Source organism: Streptomyces tyrfis, assembly GCF_037034285.1.
Taxonomy (GTDB): Bacteria; Actinomycetota; Actinomycetes; order Streptomycetales; family Streptomycetaceae; genus Streptomyces.
Map to the genome: position 1 here is coordinate 61,158 of NZ_JBAGJZ010000007.1, position 20,517 is coordinate 81,674.

A 20,517-nucleotide genomic window follows, 5' to 3' on the forward strand; every position below is an offset into this window, starting at 1 on the left:
AGGCGGGCAAGGCCCGCTCCGCCGCGACGGTCCGACCGGCCGGCGACGCCGAGGGCCATCAGAACCGAACGCACGACACGCACGCCCCAGGGGGACGCCTTGACCCGGACGGAGTCCGGCTCCGACGCCGACACCGGCACCGGCACCGACGCCGGGACCACGACTGTGAACGACACCGAGACCGACACCGGAAGCGGACGCGGACGCGCGGCCCCGCCTCCCTGGCTGCTGAGCGGACTCCGCCCCCAGCCGTCCGCCCCCGTGCCCTGGGCCGCGGCCGTCCGCGCGGCCATCGCCCTGGCCGCCCCGCTCGCCGTCGGCTTCGCGCTCGACCGGCCCGCGTACGGCGCGCTCGTCTCCATGGGCGCGCTCTCCGGCGTCATCGGGGACACCGCCGACGCGTACCGCATGCGCGTCCTCAACATCGCCGTGCCGCAGCTCTTCGGCGCGCTCGGCGTGATGCTGGGCACGCTGGTGTACGGGAACGGCTGGGCCGCGGTCGCCGTGCTGACGGTGGTCGGCCTGGTCTCCGGGATGATGTCGACGATCGGTGCGGTCGCCTCCGTGTCCGGGCTGCTCCTCCTGCTCAACGCGGTGGTCGGCGCCGGGCTCCCGATGCCCCGGCCCTGGTGGGTGGCCCCGCTGCTGCTCACGGTCGGCGGTCTGTTCGTCCTCGCGATGACCCTGCTGGCCTGGCCGCTGCGGGGGAAGCTGCCGGAACGGGTCGCGGTCGCCGGGACGTATCTCGCGGTGGCCGATCTGCTCGCCGCCGCCGGGACGGACGCGTACGAGCAACGACGGCAGGCCGTCACCCAGTCCCTCAACACCTCGTACGACCTGATCCTGGCCCGCCGGGCCCGCTACCACGGCCGCAGCAACGCTGCGGTGCGGCTGCTCGCCCAGCTCAACGTCGTCATCCCGCTCGTCGAGGCCGCGCCCGCGGTCCATGTGCGCGGGCGCCCGCTGCCCGAGGCGGTCCCCGCGGCGGTACGCGAGCTGGCCGCCGCCGTCGAGGAGAGCCGCACCGGCGACCCCCGCCTGGACCTGCCCGCCCCGGACTCGACCGCGGCCCGGGCCGTGGACGGCGCGCTGCGGCACGCCGCGACCGTCGTGCACAAGGCCGACCCGGACCCGTACAACGTCGACGACCGGCTCGGGCGGCCCGCCGCGCTCGGGGTGCGCGTGCGGCGGACGACGCGCGCCGTGCTGTTCTCCGGGGCCTCGTGGCGGTACGGACTGCGGCTGGCGCTCTGCATCGGCCTGGCGCAGGCGCTCACCTCGCTGATCCCGGTACCGCGTTCCTATTGGGTGGCGCTGACCGTCACGTTCGTCCTCAAGCCGGACTTCGGTTCGGTGTTCTCGCGGGCCGTGCTGCGTTCGGTGGGCACCGCGGCGGGCCTCGTGATCGCCGCGCCGGTGCTCGCCGCGGTGCCGATCGGCTGGTGGGACGTGCCGGTGATGGTGCTGCTCGCGGCCCTGATCCCGGCGTTCACCGCCAAGGGGTACGCCTTCCAGACCGCGGCCATCACTCCGGTCATCCTGCTCCTGTCCGACCTGCTGAACCACCAGGGGTTCCATCTGGTCTGGCCGCGCTTCCTGGACAGCCTGATCGGCTGCGCCATCGTGCTGGTCGCGGGGTATCTGCTGTGGCCGGAGAGCTGGCACGTCCGGGTCGGCCACCGGCTCGCGGACGCCGTCGCGGACATCGCGGAGTACGTGGGGTGCGCGTTCGAACGGGGCACGTACGGGCCAGGCGGGGACGGGAACGGCGCGTACGGGGCGGGCGCGTACGGGTCAGGCACGCACGGGGAGGACGCCGGGCCGAGCGGGGACGGGAACGGCGGGCCGGGCGGGGACGGGGGCGCGGGCTCGGGCGACCGGGCCGAGCGGGTGCGGGCCCGGCGCCGCATCTACCGCGACCTGTCGGTCGTCCGGTCCGAGTTCCAGCGGGCGCTGACGGAACCGCCGCCCGTCGGGGCCCGGGCCGCGGCCTGGTGGCCGCTGGTGGTCGCGGTCGAACGCATCGTGGACGCCACGACGGCGGCCCGCGTACGGGTCGATCACGGCGCGCCGGAGCCGTCGCCGGAGGAAGTGGCGGAGATCCGTCGGCAGTTGCTGGAGCTGGCCGACGGCATCCGGGCGAGCGAGGTCCTGGTCGAGGTGCGTGCCGAACTGCCGGGCGACGAGAAGGGGGTACTGGCCCCGCTGCGCCGGGAGGTGGCGGCGGCCCGGGCGATCGCATCGCCTCAGCCGTGAGGCGGTCACCGCGCGAGCCCGCCGGTCGCCGTGCGAGGCCGCCGTCACCTCATGAGGTCGTCGCCTCGTGAGGTCGTCGCCTCGTGAGTCCCGTCACCGCGCGGGGCCGTCACCGCGCAGTCGTTCCATCTCCCGCCGGTCCCGCTTCGTCGGCCGCCCCGCGCCCCGATCCCGTACCGGAACCTGGATCGCCACCTCGCGCGGCGGCGGAGGCGGGCTGTTGTCGACGAAACACTCGGCCGCCACCGGCGCGCCGACCCGCTTCTTCACGACCTTCGACACGACCACGATCCGGTCCCGGCCCGCGTGCCGGAGCCGTACCTCGTCACCGACGCGCACCGCCTGGGCGGGCTTGGCACGCTCGCCGCCGACCTTCACATGACCCGCGCGACAGGCGGCAGCGGCCTGCGAACGCGTCTTCGTCAACCGGACCGACCAGATCCAGACGTCGACCCGGACGCTGCCCTCCGCCTGCGGCGACTCACCGGAAACCATGCGTCCGACTGTAGTCCGGCCCGGCCGCCGGGGCAGGCCGGACGAAGAGGCCCGGGCGGGCCGCGTCGCCGGAACACCGGGACCCATGCGAAGGGCGTCGCGCAGAGCGTTCGACGAGATGGTTTTCCGGTGACGTTCCCTTCTCGGGCAATTGCGGGTGGATGAATAACAGACGGCGACCTTTTTGACGATCCGTCAGATGACCTCTCCCCTTCACTCCGGTTCACTCCGGTTCACGCCGTGACGTCAATTCCCGCGCGCGTGAAGAAACGTGAACGACGTACATCCGGCCCGCGCGCCATGCGCACAGAACGTGCCGGGGATACTGCGAGGATTCGGCCAGGGACCGGCCGCGGACCCAGCGCGGGACCGCATTTCACACGGGCGGGCCGTGCCGACGAAGGGCCCGTTCCGGCCGCTAACCTTACGTATCCGCCCTGGCCAGGGATCAATTCCCACAGGTCGGACATTCATCGCACCCAACTCACGCGAAAGGCCTCGCCCATGGGCATTCGGAGCTTGCTGCGCAAGGTGTTCGGCCGTGACCGCGCGGAGCAGGACGCACCGACGGCCACGGTCCCTTCCCAGACCGAGCGCACCGCGCCCGCGGAGTCGGAGCAGGTCGCGGCTCCGGCGGACGAGCCGACCGCGGAGAAGGCCCCGGCGGCCGGAACCGACCCGGCCCCCAAGGCTTCGATCCCCGCCCCCGCCTCTCCCCCGTCCGCCGCCGCCGACGCCAGCGACAACAGCAACGGCAACGACGACAGCGACAGCGACAGCGACAGCAGCGGACTGGCCTCGGACCTGGTGGCGGCCGCCTTCGACAGGCCGTCCATCCCCACCGTCCCGTCACAGGGATCGGCCCCGAAGCCGGAGCCGAAGGCCGAGTCGCAGGTCGAGTCGCAGGTCGAGTCGGAGGCCGCGCCGAAGACGGAAGCGGAACCGAGGCCGGAACGCCAGACAGAGCCGGAGCCGGAACCGAAGGCGGAGGCCGTGGCCGAAGCGGCCGAGCCGCAGACCGCGGAGCCCACGTCGGACGAACCGAAGACCGAGGCGGACCCGCAGACCGCGGAGACGGAACTCCCCGAGCCGAAGGCCGTAGAGGAGACCGAACAGGCGAAGCAGGCAGAACAGGCCGAGCAGACCGAAGCCGCCGCAGAGACCAAGCAGGCCACGCAGTCCGAGCAGGCCACGCAGGCCGAGGCCGCCGCAGAGACCGAGCAGCCCGCCGCCGCGCAGGGCGCGACCACCCTGGCCCCCGAGACCGCGTCGCCCACCCCGGATTCCGCCCCGGAATCCACTTCGGAATCCGCCCCGGAACCGGCCCCCGCGCAGGCCCCGGCTCCCGAAGCGGAACCCGTCTCCGCCGCCGAACCGGACCCGGAACCGGAACCTGTCTCCCGCACCGAATCGCAGCCCGAGCCGGCCCCGCGACCGGAGACGACCCCCGAACCGCAGACGGCCCCGGACCCGACCGACGCCTCAACCCCCGAGCCCGCCACAGCCACACCCGCAACCGCGACCACCGCCACCACCGCGGCCGAGACCCCCGAGCCGGCCCCGGAACCCGAGCCGACCCCCGCGGAACCGGAGACGGCTCCCACCACCAGCACCCCCGCCCCCGCCTCCGCGACCACCAGCGCCAACACCACCGCCAACACCCCTGCCCCCAAGCCGGCGCTCTCCCTCGCCCGGGTCAAGACCCGCGCCCCCGGCCTCGTCGACGCGTACAAGGCAGCCCAGGCCGGGCTGAAGGCGCACGGGCTGACCGGGCTGCGCGCCACCGTCTACCTGGTCCTCGACCGCTCCGGCTCCATGCGGCCGTTCTACAAGGACGGCAGCGCCCAGCACCTGGGCGACCGCACCGTGGCGCTCGCCGCGCACCTGGACGAGACCGCCACCGTCCCCGTCGTCTTCTTCTCGACCGACATCGACGGCACCGGCACGGTCGACCTGGCCGGCCACGAGGGCCGGATCGACGAGCTCAACGCGGGCCTGGGCCGCCTCGGCCGCACCCACTACCACCGCGCCGTCGAAGAGGTCGTCACCCACTACGAGAAGTCGGGCGCGACCGGCCCCGCCCTGGTGATCTTCCAGACGGACGGCCCGCCCGACGCCAAGCAGGCCGCCAAGCAGGCGCTCGCCGACGCGGCGCGGCTTCCGCTGTTCTTCCAGTTCGTCGCGTTCGGCGACGAGGACGCGAAGGGCTTCGACTTCCTGCGGAAGCTGGACGCCCCGAACGTCGGCTTCTTCCACGCCGGCCCCGCCCCCCGCGAGGTCCCGGACAAGACGTTCTACCGCGAGGTCCTCGCCGCCCTGCCCGCCTGGATCTCGGCCCGCGAGGCGGCCACCGAGGGCTGATCGGCCGGCAGGCGTACGGTCACGGCGAGCCCGCCCCCGGGCCCCGGCACCGCCGTGACCGTACCGCCGTGCGCGACCGCGATGGAGCGCACGATCGACAGGCCCAGCCCCGACCCCCGCCCCATCCGGTCCCGGCCCTCACCGCGCCGGAACGGTTCGAACAGCCCCGGGATGTCCTCCGCCTCCACCACCGGCCCGGTGTTGCGCACCTCCAGCAGCACGCTGTCACCGGCGGTCAACGCCGACACCTCCACCGACCCGTCCGGCACGTTGTACGCGACGGCGTTGGCCAGCAGGTTCCCCACCAGCTGGGCGAGCAGCATCCGGTTCCCCCGCACCGCGCACGCGCCGGCGTCGGCCTTCACCCCCGGGTGCCGGGCCGCCTCCTCCACCACCACCCGCGCGAAGTCCACCTCCTCCCGCTCGCCCGCCGCGAGCCCGCGCTCGCTGCGCGCCAGCACCAGCAGGCCCTCGATCAGCCGCTCGCTGCGCCGGTTGTTGTCCAACAGCGTCTGCCGGGTCCGTACGAGATCCTCCGCCGACGGGTTGTCCAGGCCGACCTGGATCGCGGCCCGCTGGGTGGCGAGCGGGGTCCGCAGCTCGTGCGAGGCGTTGGCGATGAACCGCCGCTGGCTGTCGAACGCCTTCTCCAACCGGGCCAGCAACGCGTCGAGCGTGTCGCCGAGTTCCTTCAGCTCGTCGTCGGGGCCATGGGCCGCCATGCGCTCGTGGAGGGTGTGCTCGGAGAGCCGGCGCGCCTTCGCGGTCATGGCGTGGACGGGGCGCAGGACCCGCCCCGCGGTCCACCACCCCACTCCCACCGCGCACGCCGTCATGACCAGCAGCGAGGCGACGGACCAGATGAGCAGTTGATGGCCGGCGGCGTCGCTGACGTGGTCGGTGAGGTCGTAGACGGTGGGCGGTCCGAGCGTGCGCCGGCTGACGAGGGGGCCGTTGACCGCGTAACCGGGCTGGACGACGGCGGCCGTGCGGGCGATGTCCCGGGCCTGGGAGTCCGTGCCCGCGCGCGAGGCCAGGTTGACGGTGGCGAGCAGCGCCGTGCCCAGCACCAGGAAGACCCCGCCGTACACCAGCGCGATCCGGGTGCGGATCGTGGAATGCCGCATCCACGCCACGCACGGCAGCCGGGACAGGCGTGGCAGACGCGAAGGACGCGGAACGCGCCGCGCACCCGGCGCGCACGGCGCGCCCGCTATGCGCGAGGCGCGCGACGCACGGGGCTTGCGAGGCGCACGCGAGGTGCGCGCCGACCGCCACGCACGCCAGGCACGCGGCGCACGCGCCGTACGAGACGCGTCCGGCCGACCCGAGGCGCAGGGCGCACACGGCTCATGCGACTCGCACAGCCCATGCGGCTCGCACGGCTCATGCGACTCGCACAGCCCATGCGGCTCGCACGGCTCATGCGATGCGCACGGCTCATACGGCCCGCGCGGGTCATGCGGCTCGCACGGCTCATGCGGCCCGTCCGGGCCATGCGGCTCACGCGGCGCGCGCTCGGCGCGCGGAAGACGGGGCGCTCGCGGCACACGCGCCGCGTCACGCGGTACGCGCCCTCCGTCGCGGGGGACGCGCGCGCCGTCACGCGGAACACGCGGAGGGCGGCTCCTCACAGGGCGTACCCCACGCCCTGGACCGTGCGGATCACGGCCGGTTCCCCGAGCTTCCCCCGCAGCTTGCTCATACAGACCCGGACCGCGCCGGTGAACGGGTCGGCGTTGGCGTCCCAGGCGCGTTCCAGCAGCTCCTCCGCGCTCACGGTCGCCCCGTCGGCCTCCAGCAGCAGCTGGAGCACCGAGAACTCCTTCGGCGAGAGGTCGAGTTCCCGGCCCTCCCGGAAGGCGGTGCGCCGCACGGTGTCGAGCCGGATCCCGTGCCGTTCCAGCTGCGGCGGCACGGGGCGGGCGCTGCGCCGCCGCAGCGCGCGCACCCGCGACACCAGCTCGGGGAACTCGAACGGCTTGCCCAGGTAGTCGTCGGCCCCGAGATCGAGCCCGGCGACCCGGTCCTCCATGGACCCGGCGGCGGTGAGCATCAGGATCCTGGTCCGGGAGCCGCTGGCGACCAGCTTGCGGGCCACGTCGTCGCCGTGCACCCGTGGCAGATCGCGGTCGAGGACGACGACGTCGTAGTCGTGCAGCCCCAGGTAGGCGAGGGCGGCATCACCGCTGTACACGGTGTCGACGGCGAACCCGGCCCGCCGCAGCCCGGTGGCGACCAGCTCCGCCAAGATCTCCTCGTCCTCGGCGACCAGTACCCGCATCGTGATGTCCTCTGCCTCGTGCATGCGTGTCCACTCCCTCCCAGGATGCGTCTTTGTTAGGGGAAGGCATGTTTCGCAGAGGTCTCCGCACACCCTCCGCGCCGCCCCCGCACGCCCCCACCGCCGTCCGCGCCCCGGCCCCGCACGCCCCGCCACCGGCTACGCGCCGGTCCGGTGTCCGCCCCCGTCACCGGGCCCGGCCGGACCGCGACCAGCCGTAATCGGTGTGAGTCGATCTTCCGCGGGCCGTTAGGATTTTGCCCATGGCGGCCACTGGATCCGAGAAGCAGGGGGCGACGGCGTACTACGTCTCGACCCCCATCTACTACGTCAACGACGCTCCTCACCTGGGCCACGCCTACACGACCGTCGCAGGCGACGTGCTCACCCGCTGGCACCGCCAGCGCGGCGAGAAGGTGTGGTACCTCACCGGCACGGACGAGCACGGTCAGAAGATCATGCGCACTGCCGAGGCGAACGACGTCACCCCGCAGGAGTGGTGCGACAAGCTGGTCGAGGAGGCGTGGAAGCCCCTCTGGCAGCACCTGAACATCGCGAACGACGACTTCATCCGGACGACGGAGAAGCGGCACACCGACCGGGTGCAGGAGTTCGTGCAGGACCTGTACGACAAGGGCGAGATTTACAAGGGCGGCTACGAGGGCCCGTACTGCGTGGGCTGCGAGGAGTACAAGCTCCCCGGCGACCTGATCGAGGACGAGGACGGCGTCAAGCTGTGCCCGATCCACAAGAAGCCGGTGGAGATCCTCAAGGAGGAGAACTACTTCTTCAAGCTCAGCGCCTACGGCCCGAAGCTGCTGGAGTTCTACGCGAACAACCCCGGCTTCGTGCAGCCCGAGTCCGCCCGCAACGAGGTCGTGAACTTCGTCCGGCAGGGTCTCCAGGACCTCTCCATCTCGCGGTCCACCTTCGACTGGGGCGTCCCGGTCCCGTGGGACGAGAAGCACGTCATCTACGTGTGGGTCGACGCGCTGCTGAACTACGCCACGGCGGTCGGCTACGGCGCCAACCAGGAGAAGTTCGACGGGACGTTCCCGGCCGACGTGCACCTGGTCGGCAAGGACATCCTCCGCTTCCACGCGGTGATCTGGCCCGCGATGCTGATGGCGCAGGGCCTGCCGCTCCCCGGCAAGATCGCGGCCAACGGCTGGCTGATGGTCGGCGGCGAGAAGATGTCGAAGTCCAACCTGACCGGCATCAAGCCCCAGGACCTGACCTCGCACTTCGGCGTGGACGCGTACCGCTGGTACTTCCTGCGCGCCATCGCGTTCGGCAGCGACGGCTCGTTCTCCTGGGAGGACTTCTCCGCCCGCTACACCTCCGAGCTCGCCAACGACTACGGCAACCTCGCCTCGCGCGTCGCCGCCATGGTCGGCAAGTACTTCGACGGGGCGCTCCCGGAGGCCACCGCCGCGGGCGACGCCGAGAAGGCCGTCCAGGAGGGGCTGGCGAAGGCCGTCGCCACGGCCGACCAGAAGATCGGCGAGGAACTGGACTTCCAGGCCGGCATCCTGGCGATCTTCGACTTCGTGAAGCAGGTCAACGGCTACATCACGGAGCAGGAGCCCTGGAAGGTCGCCAAGGACGCCAGCCCCGAGGGCCGGGCCCGTCTCGCGACCATCCTGTACACGGCCGCCGAGTCGCTGCGCGGCGTCGCGGTCCTGCTGAACGCCGTGATGCCGGAGACCTCGCAGAAGCTGTGGGACTCGCTGGGCGCCGAGGCGTCCCTGGGCGCACTGGCCGACCAGCGCATCCAGGACACGGCCGACTGGGGCCGCCTCCCGGCGGGCTCGACGGTCACCAAGGGCGCGGTGCTCTTCCCCCGCCTGGAGGAGCGCCCGGCGTAACGCCGCCCCTCTCCCGCACGACCGTGTGAGGGCCGGGACACCTGCTCGCTCGACGCAGGCTGTCCCGGCCCTCACGCCGGCTACGGTCCGGTCGTGCCGGCGGATGCCTCGTGCGTGAAGCGGTGGGCCGAGCGGCGCTCGACGGTGTACGAGCACGCGGATGAGGTCCTGAGGCGGTTCGAGTACCGGGACTTCACCGACCGGAAGTGACGCGGGAGTTCCGCAGCTTCCTGTACGGGCGGGCGTGGACGCACGCCGAGGGGCCGGTGGCGCTGTTCAGCCACGCGGTGACGTGGCTGCGGAAGAACCGGGTGCTGCTGCCGGCCGGCCCACCCGTCGATTCAGCCCTGGAGGGAGGCGAGCCAGGCGGTCAGCAGGCGGTTGACCTCCTCGGGACGCTCCTGCTGGATCCAGTGCCCGCAGCCGTCCAGGATGTGGGAGGAGACCAGGCCGGGGAGGGTGGCCGGATAGGCGTCGATCGCGTCCGCCATCCAGGTCGTGGAAGCGTCCAGGGCGCCGCCGATGAACAGGGACGGCTGCTTGATCGGGGCTCCGCCGTACTGGGCGAGGTCCTCCCAGTCGCGGTCCATGTTGCGGTAGCGGTTGAGGGCCCCGGTCATGCCGGTGCGCTCGAACTCCCCGGCGTACACGTCGAGGTCGTCCTCGGTCAGCCAGGCGGGCAGCTTGCCGGCGGGGAAGCGGTCGCGCAGCCGGCCGCCGGTGCGGGCCACAAAGTGCGGGTCGGGCTCGCCCTGGGCGGGCATGGTGTCGGCGGACATGGCCGCGTAGAAGCCCGCGAGCCAGCCCCGGAGGTCGGGCTCCATCTCTGCCTCGGCCCGGCCGGGCTCCTGGAAGTACGAGACGTAGAACTCCTGGTCGCCGCCCATCTGCGCGAAGACGTCGGTGGGGCGGGGGCCGCCGGGCGGCGCGTAGGGGACGCTCAGCAGTCCGACGGCGCGGAAGACCTCGGGGTGGAGCAGGGCGGAGGCCGTCGCGATGTTGGAGCCCCAGTCGTGCCCGACGACCACCGCCCTCTCCTCGCCCAGGGCGCGCACCAGGGCGACATTGTCCTCCACCAGGTCGAGCATCCGGTAGGCGTCCGTCGCGGCCGGCTTGGAGGAGCGGCCGTAGCCGCGTACATCGAGCGCCACGGCCCGGTACCCCGCCGCCGCGAGGGCCGGGAGTTGGCGGCGCCAGGAGTACCAGGACTCGGGGAAGCCGTGGACGAGCAGGACCAGCGGTCCGGTGCCCTGCTCGACCAGGTGCAGGCGCCCGGCGGGTGCCTCGATGGTGCGGTGGCGCAGGTCGGCGGACGGCGCGGGCTGGTGCATTCGCTTCTCCTCGGTTCACGGGCGGCCGCGGTTACCCACCGATCATGCGGCGCGGCGGCCGCGCGACGCGAGCACCCTTGCCATCCTGGCAAACTGGCAGGAACAGGGCGGTGGAGGCGGCACGGCCGGAGGGAGCGGGCGACGGTGACGGACGACGGCATAGCCGACACGCTGGCGGCCATGGGCCCCCGGCTGCGGACCGCGCGCGAGCAGCACGGCGCCACACTCACCGGCGTCAGCCGCGCGACCGGCGTCTCGCTGAGCACGCTGTCGCGGATCGAGACCGGCCGGCGCAAGCCGACCCTGGAGGTGCTGCTGCGGCTCGCGAAGGCGTACGACGTCTCCCTGGACGAGCTGGCCGGCACCGCGCCCGCCGCGGCGGCCGGACCGCGCACCCCGGTGCCGCAGCGTTCCGGCAACGACAAGGCGGTGCTGCCGCTGACCCGGTACGTCGGGGGCCTGCACGCCCACAAGCACGTCCTGCCCGCCATCGACGCGCCGCCGGCGCGGCCGCGGCAGGTCTCCCACGACGGGTACGAATGGTTGTGCGTCCTGTACGGGCGGCTGTGGCTGGCGCTCGGCGAGCAGGACCTCGTGCTGGGCGCCGGGGACGTGGCCGAGTTCGACACCCGCACCGCCCACGGAGTCGCGAACGCCGGACCCGGCGGACCGGCCGAATACCTGATCATGTTCGGGCCGCAGGGGGAGCGCCTGCGATCGCGCACCCCAGCCCCCGACCGCTGGGCCCGGTAGTACGGAGGAACACGGCGTCCGGGCCCCCGCGACGGTGGCTGCGGCTTCACATCGGCGAGGCCATCGGCCGTCATATCCGGATCGAACACATCTCCGATGAGCAGGCTCGCGCGGAAGTCGCCAGAACAATGCGTCCGGTCGCGGCCGAGGCGATCGTGAGTCAGTGGGCCGCCGCCGACGGCGTCGTGGCCGTGACCTCCGCCATCGCCGAAAAGATCACCGGCGCTCCGGCACACGCCTATGCCCAGTGGGCCGTCGACCGCGCCGACGACTTCCGCTGAGCTTGTCGTGCTGACCAGCCATACGGGGCCCGGCCTGCCCGGCACGTGATCAATCTCGCCGGGATTTCCTGTACCGCGGCTGCCCACGCCCGGATCAGCAGATGGACGGGAAATCCCGGTCTCGGCGTACGCGCGCGGCTGCTCGACCAGGTCCCTGCGGTCGGTGTCCTCGTCGTAGGACGTCACCTCGACGACCACGAGCACGCCGTCCGGACCGGCCCACTCCCCCTGACCGACGAAAGCACCACTGCGGGCGAGTGAGCCGTCCGGACGCGCGTTGCCCCTGCGGTACGTCCCGATCGCGGTCCCTGCTCGGCGTACAGCCGGCGCGCCGGGTGAGCCTGCCTGCTCAGGCACGTCAGCCACTCGACGATCCGCCCGTGATCCCCGTCGGGCACGGCCTTGACCCGCGGTTTCCCGTTCGCGAACTCCGGCTGCAGCGCTTCTTCGGCGCGTACGCCATGACGGGCGAGGTCCTCGAAGACCTCCTGGGTCAGCACACTCTCCTCGACCACGGTCGCCTCAACCACGGTCGTCACGGCCTCCTGCGGGAAACCGGACTGCGCCCAGCGTACGGACACCCGCCCCGGCCGGGGCGTGATTCACCGCTCCAGCCACTCGGCGTCCCCCATCACCACCACCGGGTTCTTCCGCGGGTCCAGCAGCCTCAGCAGTTCCTTCATGTGCTCCACGGACAGCGAGACACAGCCCTGCGTCGGGCCACCGTGGTCCACGTGGAGCCAGATGCCGCCGCCGCGTTCCTGACCGAGCGGGCGCGCCTGGTCCAGGGGCGAGACGCCAGGGGTCCGGTTGTAGTCGATCGCGACGACGTAATCGAAGGAACCTTCGAGTGGTTCCCCGTCGAACCCCTCACCGCTCACCGTGTAGGCGGGGTCCTGTTCGTACGGGAACACCGTCTCCGGCGGCTCGAACAGGCCGCCCGCCGCCGTCAGCCCGTAGACCCCGGTCGGGGTGCGGAGGTCGCCCTCCGCGTGCTTGTCGGCCCAGCCGTTCAGCCCGTTGTGGGCCGCCCAGCGGGAGGTGACCGCCCGCCAGCCGCGGGCTGGGTCGTCGCGGGTGTAGAGGACGGCGGTGGACAGGTTGGAGTCGTAGGCATCGCCGGTGACCACGAGCGCCTGCCGGGTCTCGGCCGGAATCCTCCCCCTGGTCCGCAGCCCCAGCCCGGGGATCAGGGCCGGCTGAACGCCCGGGGCCCGCGGCGCCGGCGCGGCGGCCCGCCCGGGCGGCCCGTCCGCCTGCGGTGCGGCGGAGGACCTGGCCGAGGTCGGCCCCGGCGTGGCGCGGGATGCGGTGCCGGTGCCGGGACCGGTGCCTGTGGCGGCCGAATCGCCGCAGGCGGCCAGCAGCAGGACCGCGACGACACAGCTGCTGGCCCGGACGGCATACGGGGGACGACGCCGGGCGGCCGACGTACGGGACACGGACACGGACTCTCTCCTCAGCGATGGGGTCGGCTGCGGGGCGCTCGGGGCATTGGAGCCTTCAGGGCGCTCGGGTCGTCGGGAGCGCTCGGGTCGCCTGGAGCGCTCGGAGCATCGGGAGCATTCGGATCGTTCGGAGGGCACGCGGAGACGGCATAACGACTCGCCGTCACGCTCGCCCCTCTCGACCCCAGTTAACGCCGAGTCACGAGTCCGCGAATCCGCACCAGGGCCATACGGCGGTACGCACCCCCGCTCCCGGGCCCCCACCCCTCCCCCACCCGGCACACCGGTCCGCCGCCACCCCCTCCTCCACCATCCGCCGCGCCATACGAGCGAACCCCCGCCAAGTAACCTTGCCTTCCCGTAACTTCGTCACCGACGCACAGCGGCCACCGGCCCGGGGAACAGCCTCCGGACTACACGAGAGTGAGCGATATGCCCCCCATGTCGCGATCTGAAGAAGTAAGTAAAAACAGCTCTTCCCCCAGATAAACCCGCAGGTCAGGAAGTGTGGTCCCCGCGCGTGCGGGGGTGGTCCGGCCCGCGGGTGGATGCAGGCCGAGGGCCTGACGTGGTCCCCGCGCGTGCGGGGGTGGTCCCCCGCGTCAGCATTGAAGACTTCCTCGGCCCGTGTGGTCCCCGCGCGTGCGGGGGTGGTCCCCAGGCGGGTGCGATGCACGAGGAAAAGATCCCACTCCGGAGCCCCCGCCCGCCGCGTGACACCCGGTCCCGGACACTCCCCGCGCTTTCCGATCCGGCACGCGGGCGCGATCCCCTCTCGGGCGGGCTTCGGCCCGATCACGGCTGCTCGTCGTACAGGACCAGGCCGCGCTGCTCGCGGCACCGGTCGCACGCGTACAGGGCGGCCCCGGGGCCCGAGCCCTGCTCGACAATCTCGATCAGCACCGACGCCCCGGAGGGGCCCCTGTGCCAGTGACACCATCCTGATCCGGAGTCTTCGGCCACCGAGATCGGTCCCGGCCGAGATTGCGCGGTCACTCCGCCCCCTTGCACCGGTCACACCGGCACGCCGGGAACTCCGCCGTCACTTCCACCGAATCGGCCGGAATCACCTCGGCCTTCGGCCGGACAACGCGTGTCCGCCCGTACCGGTCCACCTCGTACACCTTGATCGTCATCGACATGCCGACCGCCGATCCGTGCACCCGCACGAGACGATCGGCCAGATCCGCCCGGGACCCGACAGGACGGCCTCCCCGGCGAGCACCGGCCGCCGAGTCACGGCACCGCAGTGCCGGCGGGCTTCGCCATGAAGGCGAGCGATGCTCACTCGCCCTGGCACAAGTACAGGTGTACTCATGACCCCTCCTCATACCTGTGTGATGCGGACAGGTAAAGCCTGGGGTCCGAGGCACGGCACAACTGCTACGGCGTGTAGCAGTCCTTCAGACGACGCCGATCCAGTGGGCGAAGCGCGAGAGGGATTCCGCGTCGGAGCGGTGGAACCGTCGCAGGCTGCCGATGACTTCACGTGCCCATGGGTGCTCGCGGGTATGCTGCGGAGCCGCCGCACGCGCCGCCTTGAGACTCTCGAACGCATCCGCCGGAAGTCCAGCCCATTCCTGCGCGCGGGCCAACTCGATGTAGAAGCCGCTACGACGCTCGGCCGACAGACCGGCGGGCGGCTTCCATTCCGCGGCTACACGCAGGGCGCGGTCGACGTGGTCGCGGCCGAGGCTGACGGCGACAGAGACCTCGTGGATCCGGACCGAGTCCGGGCCGAACGCCGTACCCGAGTAGATTCCCTCGACCGCTACTCGGTCACCGAGTTGCCGCGCGTGCTTCAAGTGGGTGCCGGCGCGGTCCTCGTTCCCGTCGCGGCCGGCGATCACGGCAGCCCGCATGTGGAGGGTGCCGCGGGCGGCGGCTTCCGAACGGGACGTCGGCGCGGGGGCGGCCTGGATCGCCTGCTCCAGTGCGGCGAGGCCGACCACGTGGGCCCGAGCCGCAAAGAAGACCTCGGTCCGTACGTAGGCCGTGGCGGCCTGGACCAGCGGATCCTGCGAACGGTCGGCGGCCCAGCGCATCAAGTCGATCAACCGGGCGGATAAGTCGCGCTCGCCGTACTTGAAGGCGATCGCGTCCGCCGTCCGAGCGGCGATGGCCAGCAGCCGGGCGGCGTTCCGCTGCTCGGGGCCACGTGCGGTGTGGGCGTACCGAATGGCGTCACCCAAAAGGCCGGGAACACATGCCGCGATCCGGCCGTACTGAGCGCCCAGCCTCCAGCTCACCGCTGTACTGATCGCATCCGCCAGCTCGCCCGGGGCGCGGACCGGAGAGCCCTGCGGAATGTCGTAGCCGGCGATCAGCGACGACAGCTCCGGCAGGGCTCGGTGAACACGGCGCTCGGTGCCGACGTATCCCGTGCGCAGTCGCGTGGCGTCCACTTCAAGGGCCGCCGCGATCGCTTCGAGCACCCCGTCGCCCGGTCGTCGTGCGCCCCGCTCGATGGACCGGACGGTGGCGTAGGAGACGTGGGAGGCGGCGGCGAGTCCGGTCTGGGTGAGGCGACGTGTGCGGCGATGCGCGGCGATCCGCTCACCGATCTCGCGCGGGGAGTCGGCGTTCATGACCCGAACGTACCCGCACCGTCACCCTCGGTTTACGACTTCGGGGCACTTCTTGCTCTCTCACCAGCCGTCGGCGATCGCAGGCAGGTCCATGAGCGAATCGATCACCCAGTCCGCGGTTGCCCGTACCTGAGCGTCGTCCGCCCACAGGTGCCCCCAGGGGCCGCGGCGAAGATGTGCCGTACGAAGCCCCGCCGCGTGAGCGGGGAAGACGTCGTTCATGGGGTGGTCACCGACGTAGACGGTGTCCCGGGCCTCGGCGCGCGAGACGTCGAGGACGCGTGCGAAGAAGTCCGCCGACGGCTTGGCGCAGCCCCACTCCCCGGAGGTGGCGATGAAGTCGGCCGGCAGATCCAGGTCGCGGAGCAACTCCCCGGCGCGAATCGTCTGGTTGCCCGCGACGACGACCTGAACGCCGAGTTCCCGCAGTGCGGCGAACGCAGGACGCACGTCCTCGTACAGGTCGCTCTCGTCGAGGTGTTCGCCGCGCCCTGCGGCCTCGCGTGCCGCGTACTCGGCGGGGATGTCGATGCCGGGGCGCAGGAGACGGAGGGCTTCCGCGTTGTCGAGGCCCTGGGCGGTGATCGCGCCGACGAGGGCGGACAGGGTATGCCTGGGCACCGAGAGCCAGTCGGCCCAGGACGCCCAGTAGCGGTCGTCGTGCACGAGGGTTTCACCGATGTCGAACACGATTGTCTTCACCCCGGCGAGCCTACGAGGTTCCGCCCGATGCCCGGCCTGGGAAACCATTCCGGCGGGACCCCACGGCGTGTGGCCGGCCCGGCAGATCCGCGTCACGCGGGATTCCGGCGTCCGCAGGCACTCTTTCAGGTTGAGGTCACCCGGTACGCAATCGGCATGGACCGCGTTCGCGAAGTGCGCCGGGCCCTGGCCCCGAACTAGCACCAGCACGACCAGCGTGTGCGGGACTTGGACGACCGGCGTGTATGGATGGGCGACGGCGGTCAGTGCGCTTGCGCGTTGAACTTCCCGACAAAGCCGGACAGTTCCGGGCGGCTCTCGATCCAGAAACCCGGGAACTTCTCCGCGCGCCCGGCACGCCACTGGCTGGTCGTCCACGGGCCGCAGTAGATCAGAGCGGTTCCATGCCCGCGGCCTTGGTCAGACGCAGGTCGCCCCTGTCGACCCCAGCTATCGCCGAGTCACGAGAAAGCGAATCCGCACCAGGGCTGTACGGCGGTACGCACCCCGCTTCCGAGTCCTTCCCCTCCGCCCGGCGCACCGGTCCGCCGCCACCCCCTCCTCCACCATCCGCCGCGCCATACGAGCGAACCCCCGCCAAGTAACCTTGCCTTCCCGTAACTTCGTCACCGACACGCAGCGGCCACCGGCCTAAGGCACAGTCTCCGCACCACACGAGAGTGGGCGATATGCCCCCAATGTCGCGATCCGAAGAAGTAAGTAAAACAGCTCTTCCCTCAGATAAACCCGCAGGTCAGGAAGTGTGGTCCCCGCGCGTGCGGGGGTGGTCCGGTCCCCGCTGAGCTTGCCCTTCAGCCGGTACCGTGGTCCCCGCGCGTGCGGGGGTGGTCCGTCGATGACTACTGCCGCCCCGGCCGTCGCGATGTGGTCCCCGCGCGTGCGGGGCCCAAGAGGACGCAAGCGAGGGGAGCCACGGCAATCAACTGGGGCGGCTCAGCGCCATGCCGGTTCCAGCGCCCGCAGACGCGCCGTGCGCCGCCTCAACTGGTCGAAGAACCCCGCCTCGTCGGCGTCGAGCCGGGCCATCAGGACCTGATGGACGTGCCAGGCGTCAGCGCTGATCTCGTACGAGCACCGCGTGCACTGGTATGCGTCGCCTCGTGCCGGGCTCAAGTTCCCGGAACATCGAGGGCAGTTCACCGGGCTCCCCGTACGCGCACCCGTGGCCGGGCATGGTGTTGCCGCAGCTCCAGCACGTCCACCAGCCGCCGACGTTCTGGCTCATCTGCCTTCCGCAACGGGGACACTGCATAGGTCCTCCCGTTCTGTCGATTCGTCGGAGGCTGAGTCATTCGGTGCGGTGGCAGGGGCAGGCGCACCGCCGGATCTCGATCGGCGCCTCCCACTCCGGGGCCCCCGCCCGCCGTGTGACGCCCGGCCCCGGGCACTCCCCGTGCTCCCCGATCCGGCACGCGGGCGCGAGCCCACCCCTGGCGGGCTTCGGCGCGGTCACGACTGCTCGCCGTACGGGACCAGGCGGCGCTGCTCGCGGCACGGGGCGCACGCGTACAGGGCGGCTCCGGGGCCCGAGCCCTGCTCGACGATCTCGATCAGGGCCGCCGTCCCGGACGGGCCCCTGTGCCAGTGGCACCAGGAGGTTTCGGAGTCCGCGATCACCGGGACGGGTTGTGGACGGGGTTGCGCAGTCACTCCGCCTCCTTGCACCGGTCGCACCGGCAGGCCGGGAACTCGGTCGACAGCTCCACCGACTCGGCCGGAACGACTTCAGCCTTCGGCCGGACGACACGCGTCCGGCCGTACCGGTCCACCTCGTACACCTTGATCGTCATCGACATCCCGGACCCTGCCGCGACGCCGTCGCCCGTACCCGACCGCAGGCCGCCGGCGCGGCTCCGCCGGGCCGGCGCATCACCTTGTACGAGATGCCTGCATGGATGTTCGTTTTGGTCACGGACGCGGCTCTCCTCGTGAACGCTTGCTGGAACAGTGCCCTCAACATTGGCCCTCACCGATAAGCAATTCGAGGACTTTCACAGGTCTTCGAGCGCCATCAAAGAGGGCTTTCTTTCCGTCGTGCGGGTGATGAAAAGAAAGCGAAAGGGCCTACTGTGACACTGGTCTGGCCAACATTCAGGAGGTCGCCGTGTCTGCAGGAAACGTACGCCTCAAGGCAGCCCGCCACGCTGCTGGATACCGCTCTCAACAAGAACTGGCCACTGCCCTGGGGGTCGGTGTTCGCCAGGTCCGGCGATGGGAGTCCGAGACTCCTCCCTGGCCGCACCCGGACCTCCAGCAGGTTCTCACCGAACTGCTCGGCCAGGACATGGAGTCACTAGGGTTCACTCCTCCAGCAGGCCGAGGCCGCCCCGATCGGGTACGACGGTCCCTGGTGGGCGCGTCCGTCGCCGCGGTCGGGCTGGCCGCAGTGCCTGCACAGGCCGTAGCGGCCCTGCAGCCCGCCTCGGTCGCGGCTGACTTCGAAGCTGTGACCCGATCGCATCGTCGTCTGTACTGGTCCGTCGCCCCGGCCACCCTCCACCCGGCTGCCGTTGCTCATGCCTCCCTGGGATGCACGCTCCTCACTGAGACGTCCGGTCAGACTCGCCGTGCGATCGCCGCCGCACTGAGCGAGTCCTATCTCCTGGCCGGGCGGATTGAGTTCTTCGACCTCCGTGACCCGGACCAGGCCGGGAAAACGCTCCTGCTCGCGCTCCAGGCAGCCGGCCAGGCAGACGATCCGCTGCTCGGCAGCGCGATCCTTGCGCACTCCGCTTTCATCCCGGCGTGGGTGGGTGAGCGGGACACGATGGTGGAGCGGATGGTGGCCGCCAGGACCTACGCCCGTCGCGGCCCCGCCTCCGCCGATCTGTTGGCGTGGCTTGACGCAGTGGAGGCCGAGTGCGAGACCAGGTGCGGCAACACCCGGACCGCCCTGCATCTGATCGGTCACGCCGAAGACATCCTGGCCGCAGGCAACGAGCATGCGAGTCCGGTCTGGCTCGATTGGTTCACACCGGTCCGGCTTGCCGCGTTCAAGGGGAACACCCAACTGAAGGCGAGACACTTGCCACAGGCGCGCACCACTCTCCTCGGCGCGCTCGACGGCCTGCCCCGTACCGAGGACAAGCAGCGCTCGGTGATCTACGGCGATCTCGCGGCAGTAGAGGCGGCCGCAGGAAACCCGGAAGCGGCGTGCGCGTACGCGTGCCAGGCGCTCGATCAGCTTGAGGTCACCTGGTACGCAATGGGCATGGACCGGGTCCGTGAAGTGCGCCGGGCCCTGGCACCGCACCAGGACAACCAGTGTGTAAGGGACTTGGACGAGCGACTGTACGGATGGTCGACGACGGTCAGTGCGCTCGCGCGTTGAACTGACCGATGACGCCGGGCAGTTCCAGGAGGCTCTCGATCCGGAAGGTCGGGAGCTTCTCCGCGTCCTCGGTGCGCCATTGGATGGTCGCCCACGGGCCGCGGTGGACCAGAGCGGTTTCCATGCCCGCGGCGTTGGCCGGACGCAGGTCGTTGTCGACGCGATCGCCGACGTAGAGGATCTGGTCGTTGCTGAACGGAACGACCTCGGACACGCGGTGGAAGAAGGACGGATCCGGCTTGCTGGCCCCCCAGTCGTCCGAGGTTCCGATCAGGTCGACGTCTGCGGTGAACAGCTCCCGCAGGATGCGGCCCGCCCGGGTCGTCTGATTGCCCGCGATGCCGAGCCACAGTCCGTCGGCCCGGAGTCGGGCCAGGGCGGGGCGGACGTCCGGGTACAGATCGCTCTCGTCGAAGGTCTCGGGCTGCCCGGCCTGCGCGCGCTTCTCGCGCTCCTCGTAGAGATCGAAGCCGGGACGGAATTCCTGGAACGTCTCCCGGTAGTCCCGGCCCTGGGCGATGACGGCACCGAACATCGAGACGAAGGTGTGGCGCGGCACACCGAGCCAGTCGGCCCAGGCCCCATACTCGCGGGTTTCGTCGACCAGGCACTCACCGACGTCGAACACGACTGCGCGAATCATGCGCCGCATCCTATGCCGACGTCGCTCTCCCTGGCTGTGGGCACTTTTCCGTACGAGATCGACTGTTCGGGACGGATCGCGCGATGCGGGCCGCGCGGTCGGCGGACGCGTTGGCGACGTCGACCGGGAAAGCCCGGGCCCCGGTGCGGGAGGCG

17 protein-coding genes are annotated in these 20,517 nt (G+C 71.6%); 6 read left to right on the top strand and 11 right to left on the bottom strand.

The window, feature by feature from the left end; genetic code table 11:
• The first annotated feature begins 228 nt into the window (after window positions 1-228).
• The gene (locus WA762_RS07455) at window positions 229-2,256 is read left to right on the top strand and encodes an FUSC family protein (protein WP_335934145.1); all 2,028 of its coding nucleotides are present in this window, start codon (window positions 229-231) and stop codon (window positions 2,254-2,256) included.
• A 93-nt stretch (window positions 2,257-2,349) separates the two neighbouring features.
• Here WA762_RS07455 and WA762_RS07460 read toward each other — a convergent pair whose 3' ends face one another.
• Window positions 2,350-2,751 carry an RNA-binding S4 domain-containing protein gene (locus tag WA762_RS07460; RefSeq protein ID WP_335933958.1) on the bottom strand — a complete coding sequence of 134 codons (402 nt, stop codon included), beginning with the start codon at window positions 2,749-2,751 and terminating at the stop codon, window positions 2,350-2,352.
• 504 nt (window positions 2,752-3,255) lie between these two features.
• On the opposite strand from WA762_RS07460, the gene WA762_RS07465 reads away from it, so the two are divergent.
• Window positions 3,256-5,112: a VWA domain-containing protein gene (locus tag WA762_RS07465; RefSeq protein WP_335933960.1), complete on the top strand. Its 1,857-nt coding sequence runs from the start codon at window positions 3,256-3,258 to the stop codon at window positions 5,110-5,112.
• Here WA762_RS07465 and WA762_RS07470 read toward each other — a convergent pair.
• Both WA762_RS07470 and WA762_RS07475 read right to left on the bottom strand, forming a co-directional pair.
• Window positions 5,046-6,239: a sensor histidine kinase gene (locus WA762_RS07470; RefSeq protein WP_335933962.1), complete on the bottom strand. Its 1,194-nt coding sequence runs from the start codon at window positions 6,237-6,239 to the stop codon at window positions 5,046-5,048. The genes WA762_RS07465 and WA762_RS07470 overlap by 67 nt on opposite strands.
• 503 nt (window positions 6,240-6,742) lie before the next feature.
• Window positions 6,743-7,396 carry a response regulator transcription factor gene (locus WA762_RS07475; protein ID WP_335934147.1) on the bottom strand — a complete coding sequence of 218 codons (654 nt, stop codon included), beginning with the start codon at window positions 7,394-7,396 and terminating at the stop codon, window positions 6,743-6,745.
• A gap of 263 nt (window positions 7,397-7,659) precedes the next feature.
• On the opposite strand from WA762_RS07475, the gene metG reads away from it, so the two are divergent.
• Window positions 7,660-9,264, top strand: coding sequence for a methionine--tRNA ligase (gene metG / locus WA762_RS07480; RefSeq protein WP_335933963.1), 1,605 nt, complete (start codon window positions 7,660-7,662; stop codon window positions 9,262-9,264).
• A 341-nt stretch (window positions 9,265-9,605) separates the two neighbouring features.
• On the opposite strand, the gene WA762_RS07485 is transcribed toward metG, so the two are convergent.
• The gene (locus WA762_RS07485) at window positions 9,606-10,595 is read right to left on the bottom strand and encodes an alpha/beta fold hydrolase (protein ID WP_335933964.1); all 990 of its coding nucleotides are present in this window, start codon (window positions 10,593-10,595) and stop codon (window positions 9,606-9,608) included.
• A gap of 144 nt (window positions 10,596-10,739) precedes the next feature.
• Here WA762_RS07485 and WA762_RS07490 point away from each other — a divergent pair, with 144 nt between their 5' ends.
• Both WA762_RS07490 and WA762_RS07495 read left to right on the top strand, forming a co-directional pair.
• On the top strand, window positions 10,740-11,348 hold the full coding sequence (locus tag WA762_RS07490) for a helix-turn-helix domain-containing protein (protein WP_335933965.1): 609 nt from the start codon (window positions 10,740-10,742) through the stop codon (window positions 11,346-11,348).
• Between the two features lie 155 nt (window positions 11,349-11,503).
• Complete coding sequence (locus WA762_RS07495) at window positions 11,504-11,629, top strand: hypothetical protein (RefSeq protein ID WP_335933967.1); 126 nt, start codon at window positions 11,504-11,506, stop codon at window positions 11,627-11,629.
• A gap of 602 nt (window positions 11,630-12,231) precedes the next feature.
• Here the strand turns inward: WA762_RS07495 and WA762_RS07500 are convergent.
• From WA762_RS07500 to WA762_RS07525, 6 genes are all read right to left on the bottom strand, one after another.
• Window positions 12,232-13,077 (bottom strand): L,D-transpeptidase family protein, encoded by an 846-nt coding sequence (locus WA762_RS07500; RefSeq protein WP_335933969.1) that lies wholly within the window; start codon window positions 13,075-13,077, stop codon window positions 12,232-12,234.
• A gap of 1,403 nt (window positions 13,078-14,480) precedes the next feature.
• Complete coding sequence (locus WA762_RS07505; RefSeq protein WP_335933971.1) at window positions 14,481-15,665, bottom strand: helix-turn-helix domain-containing protein; 1,185 nt, start codon at window positions 15,663-15,665, stop codon at window positions 14,481-14,483.
• 60 nt (window positions 15,666-15,725) lie between these two features.
• On the bottom strand, window positions 15,726-16,367 hold the full coding sequence (locus tag WA762_RS07510; RefSeq protein ID WP_335933973.1) for an HAD family hydrolase: 642 nt from the start codon (window positions 16,365-16,367) through the stop codon (window positions 15,726-15,728).
• Between the two features lie 954 nt (window positions 16,368-17,321).
• The gene (locus tag WA762_RS07515) at window positions 17,322-17,501 is read right to left on the bottom strand and encodes a hypothetical protein (RefSeq protein WP_335933974.1); all 180 of its coding nucleotides are present in this window, start codon (window positions 17,499-17,501) and stop codon (window positions 17,322-17,324) included.
• Between the two features lie 336 nt (window positions 17,502-17,837).
• Entirely contained in the window at window positions 17,838-18,038 is a 201-nt protein-coding gene (locus WA762_RS07520; RefSeq protein WP_335933975.1) for a hypothetical protein, read from the bottom strand.
• Window positions 18,035-18,184 carry a hypothetical protein gene (locus WA762_RS07525; RefSeq protein WP_335933976.1) on the bottom strand — a complete coding sequence of 50 codons (150 nt, stop codon included), beginning with the start codon at window positions 18,182-18,184 and terminating at the stop codon, window positions 18,035-18,037. The genes WA762_RS07520 and WA762_RS07525 overlap by 4 nt, the downstream gene beginning before the upstream one ends.
• Window positions 18,185-18,477: 293 nt before the next feature.
• On the opposite strand from WA762_RS07525, the gene WA762_RS07530 reads away from it, so the two are divergent.
• Window positions 18,478-19,719 carry a helix-turn-helix domain-containing protein gene (locus tag WA762_RS07530; RefSeq protein ID WP_335934149.1) on the top strand — a complete coding sequence of 414 codons (1,242 nt, stop codon included), beginning with the start codon at window positions 18,478-18,480 and terminating at the stop codon, window positions 19,717-19,719.
• Here WA762_RS07530 and WA762_RS07535 read toward each other — a convergent pair.
• Window positions 19,700-20,362: an HAD family hydrolase gene (locus WA762_RS07535; RefSeq protein WP_335933977.1), complete on the bottom strand. Its 663-nt coding sequence runs from the start codon at window positions 20,360-20,362 to the stop codon at window positions 19,700-19,702. The two genes, WA762_RS07530 and WA762_RS07535, sit on opposite strands and share 20 nt — an antisense overlap.
• Between the last annotated feature and the right edge of the window lie 155 nt (window positions 20,363-20,517).

Coding starts and splice junctions, on each gene's coding strand:
- WA762_RS07460 (WP_335933958.1), bottom strand. CDS start 2,751: ATGGTTTCCGGTGAGTCGCCGCAGGCGGAGGGCAGCGTCCGGGTCGAC.
- WA762_RS07465 (WP_335933960.1), top strand. CDS start 3,256: ATGGGCATTCGGAGCTTGCTGCGCAAGGTGTTCGGCCGTGACCGCGCG.
- WA762_RS07470 (WP_335933962.1), bottom strand. CDS start 6,239: ATGCGGCATTCCACGATCCGCACCCGGATCGCGCTGGTGTACGGCGGG.
- WA762_RS07475 (WP_335934147.1), bottom strand. CDS start 7,396: ATGCGGGTACTGGTCGCCGAGGACGAGGAGATCTTGGCGGAGCTGGTC.
- metG (WP_335933963.1), top strand. CDS start 7,660: ATGGCGGCCACTGGATCCGAGAAGCAGGGGGCGACGGCGTACTACGTC.
- WA762_RS07485 (WP_335933964.1), bottom strand. CDS start 10,595: ATGCACCAGCCCGCGCCGTCCGCCGACCTGCGCCACCGCACCATCGAG.
- WA762_RS07505 (WP_335933971.1), bottom strand. CDS start 15,665: ATGAACGCCGACTCCCCGCGCGAGATCGGTGAGCGGATCGCCGCGCAT.
- WA762_RS07525 (WP_335933976.1), bottom strand. CDS start 18,184: ATGTCGATGACGATCAAGGTGTACGAGGTGGACCGGTACGGCCGGACG.
- WA762_RS07535 (WP_335933977.1), bottom strand. CDS start 20,362: ATGATTCGCGCAGTCGTGTTCGACGTCGGTGAGTGCCTGGTCGACGAA.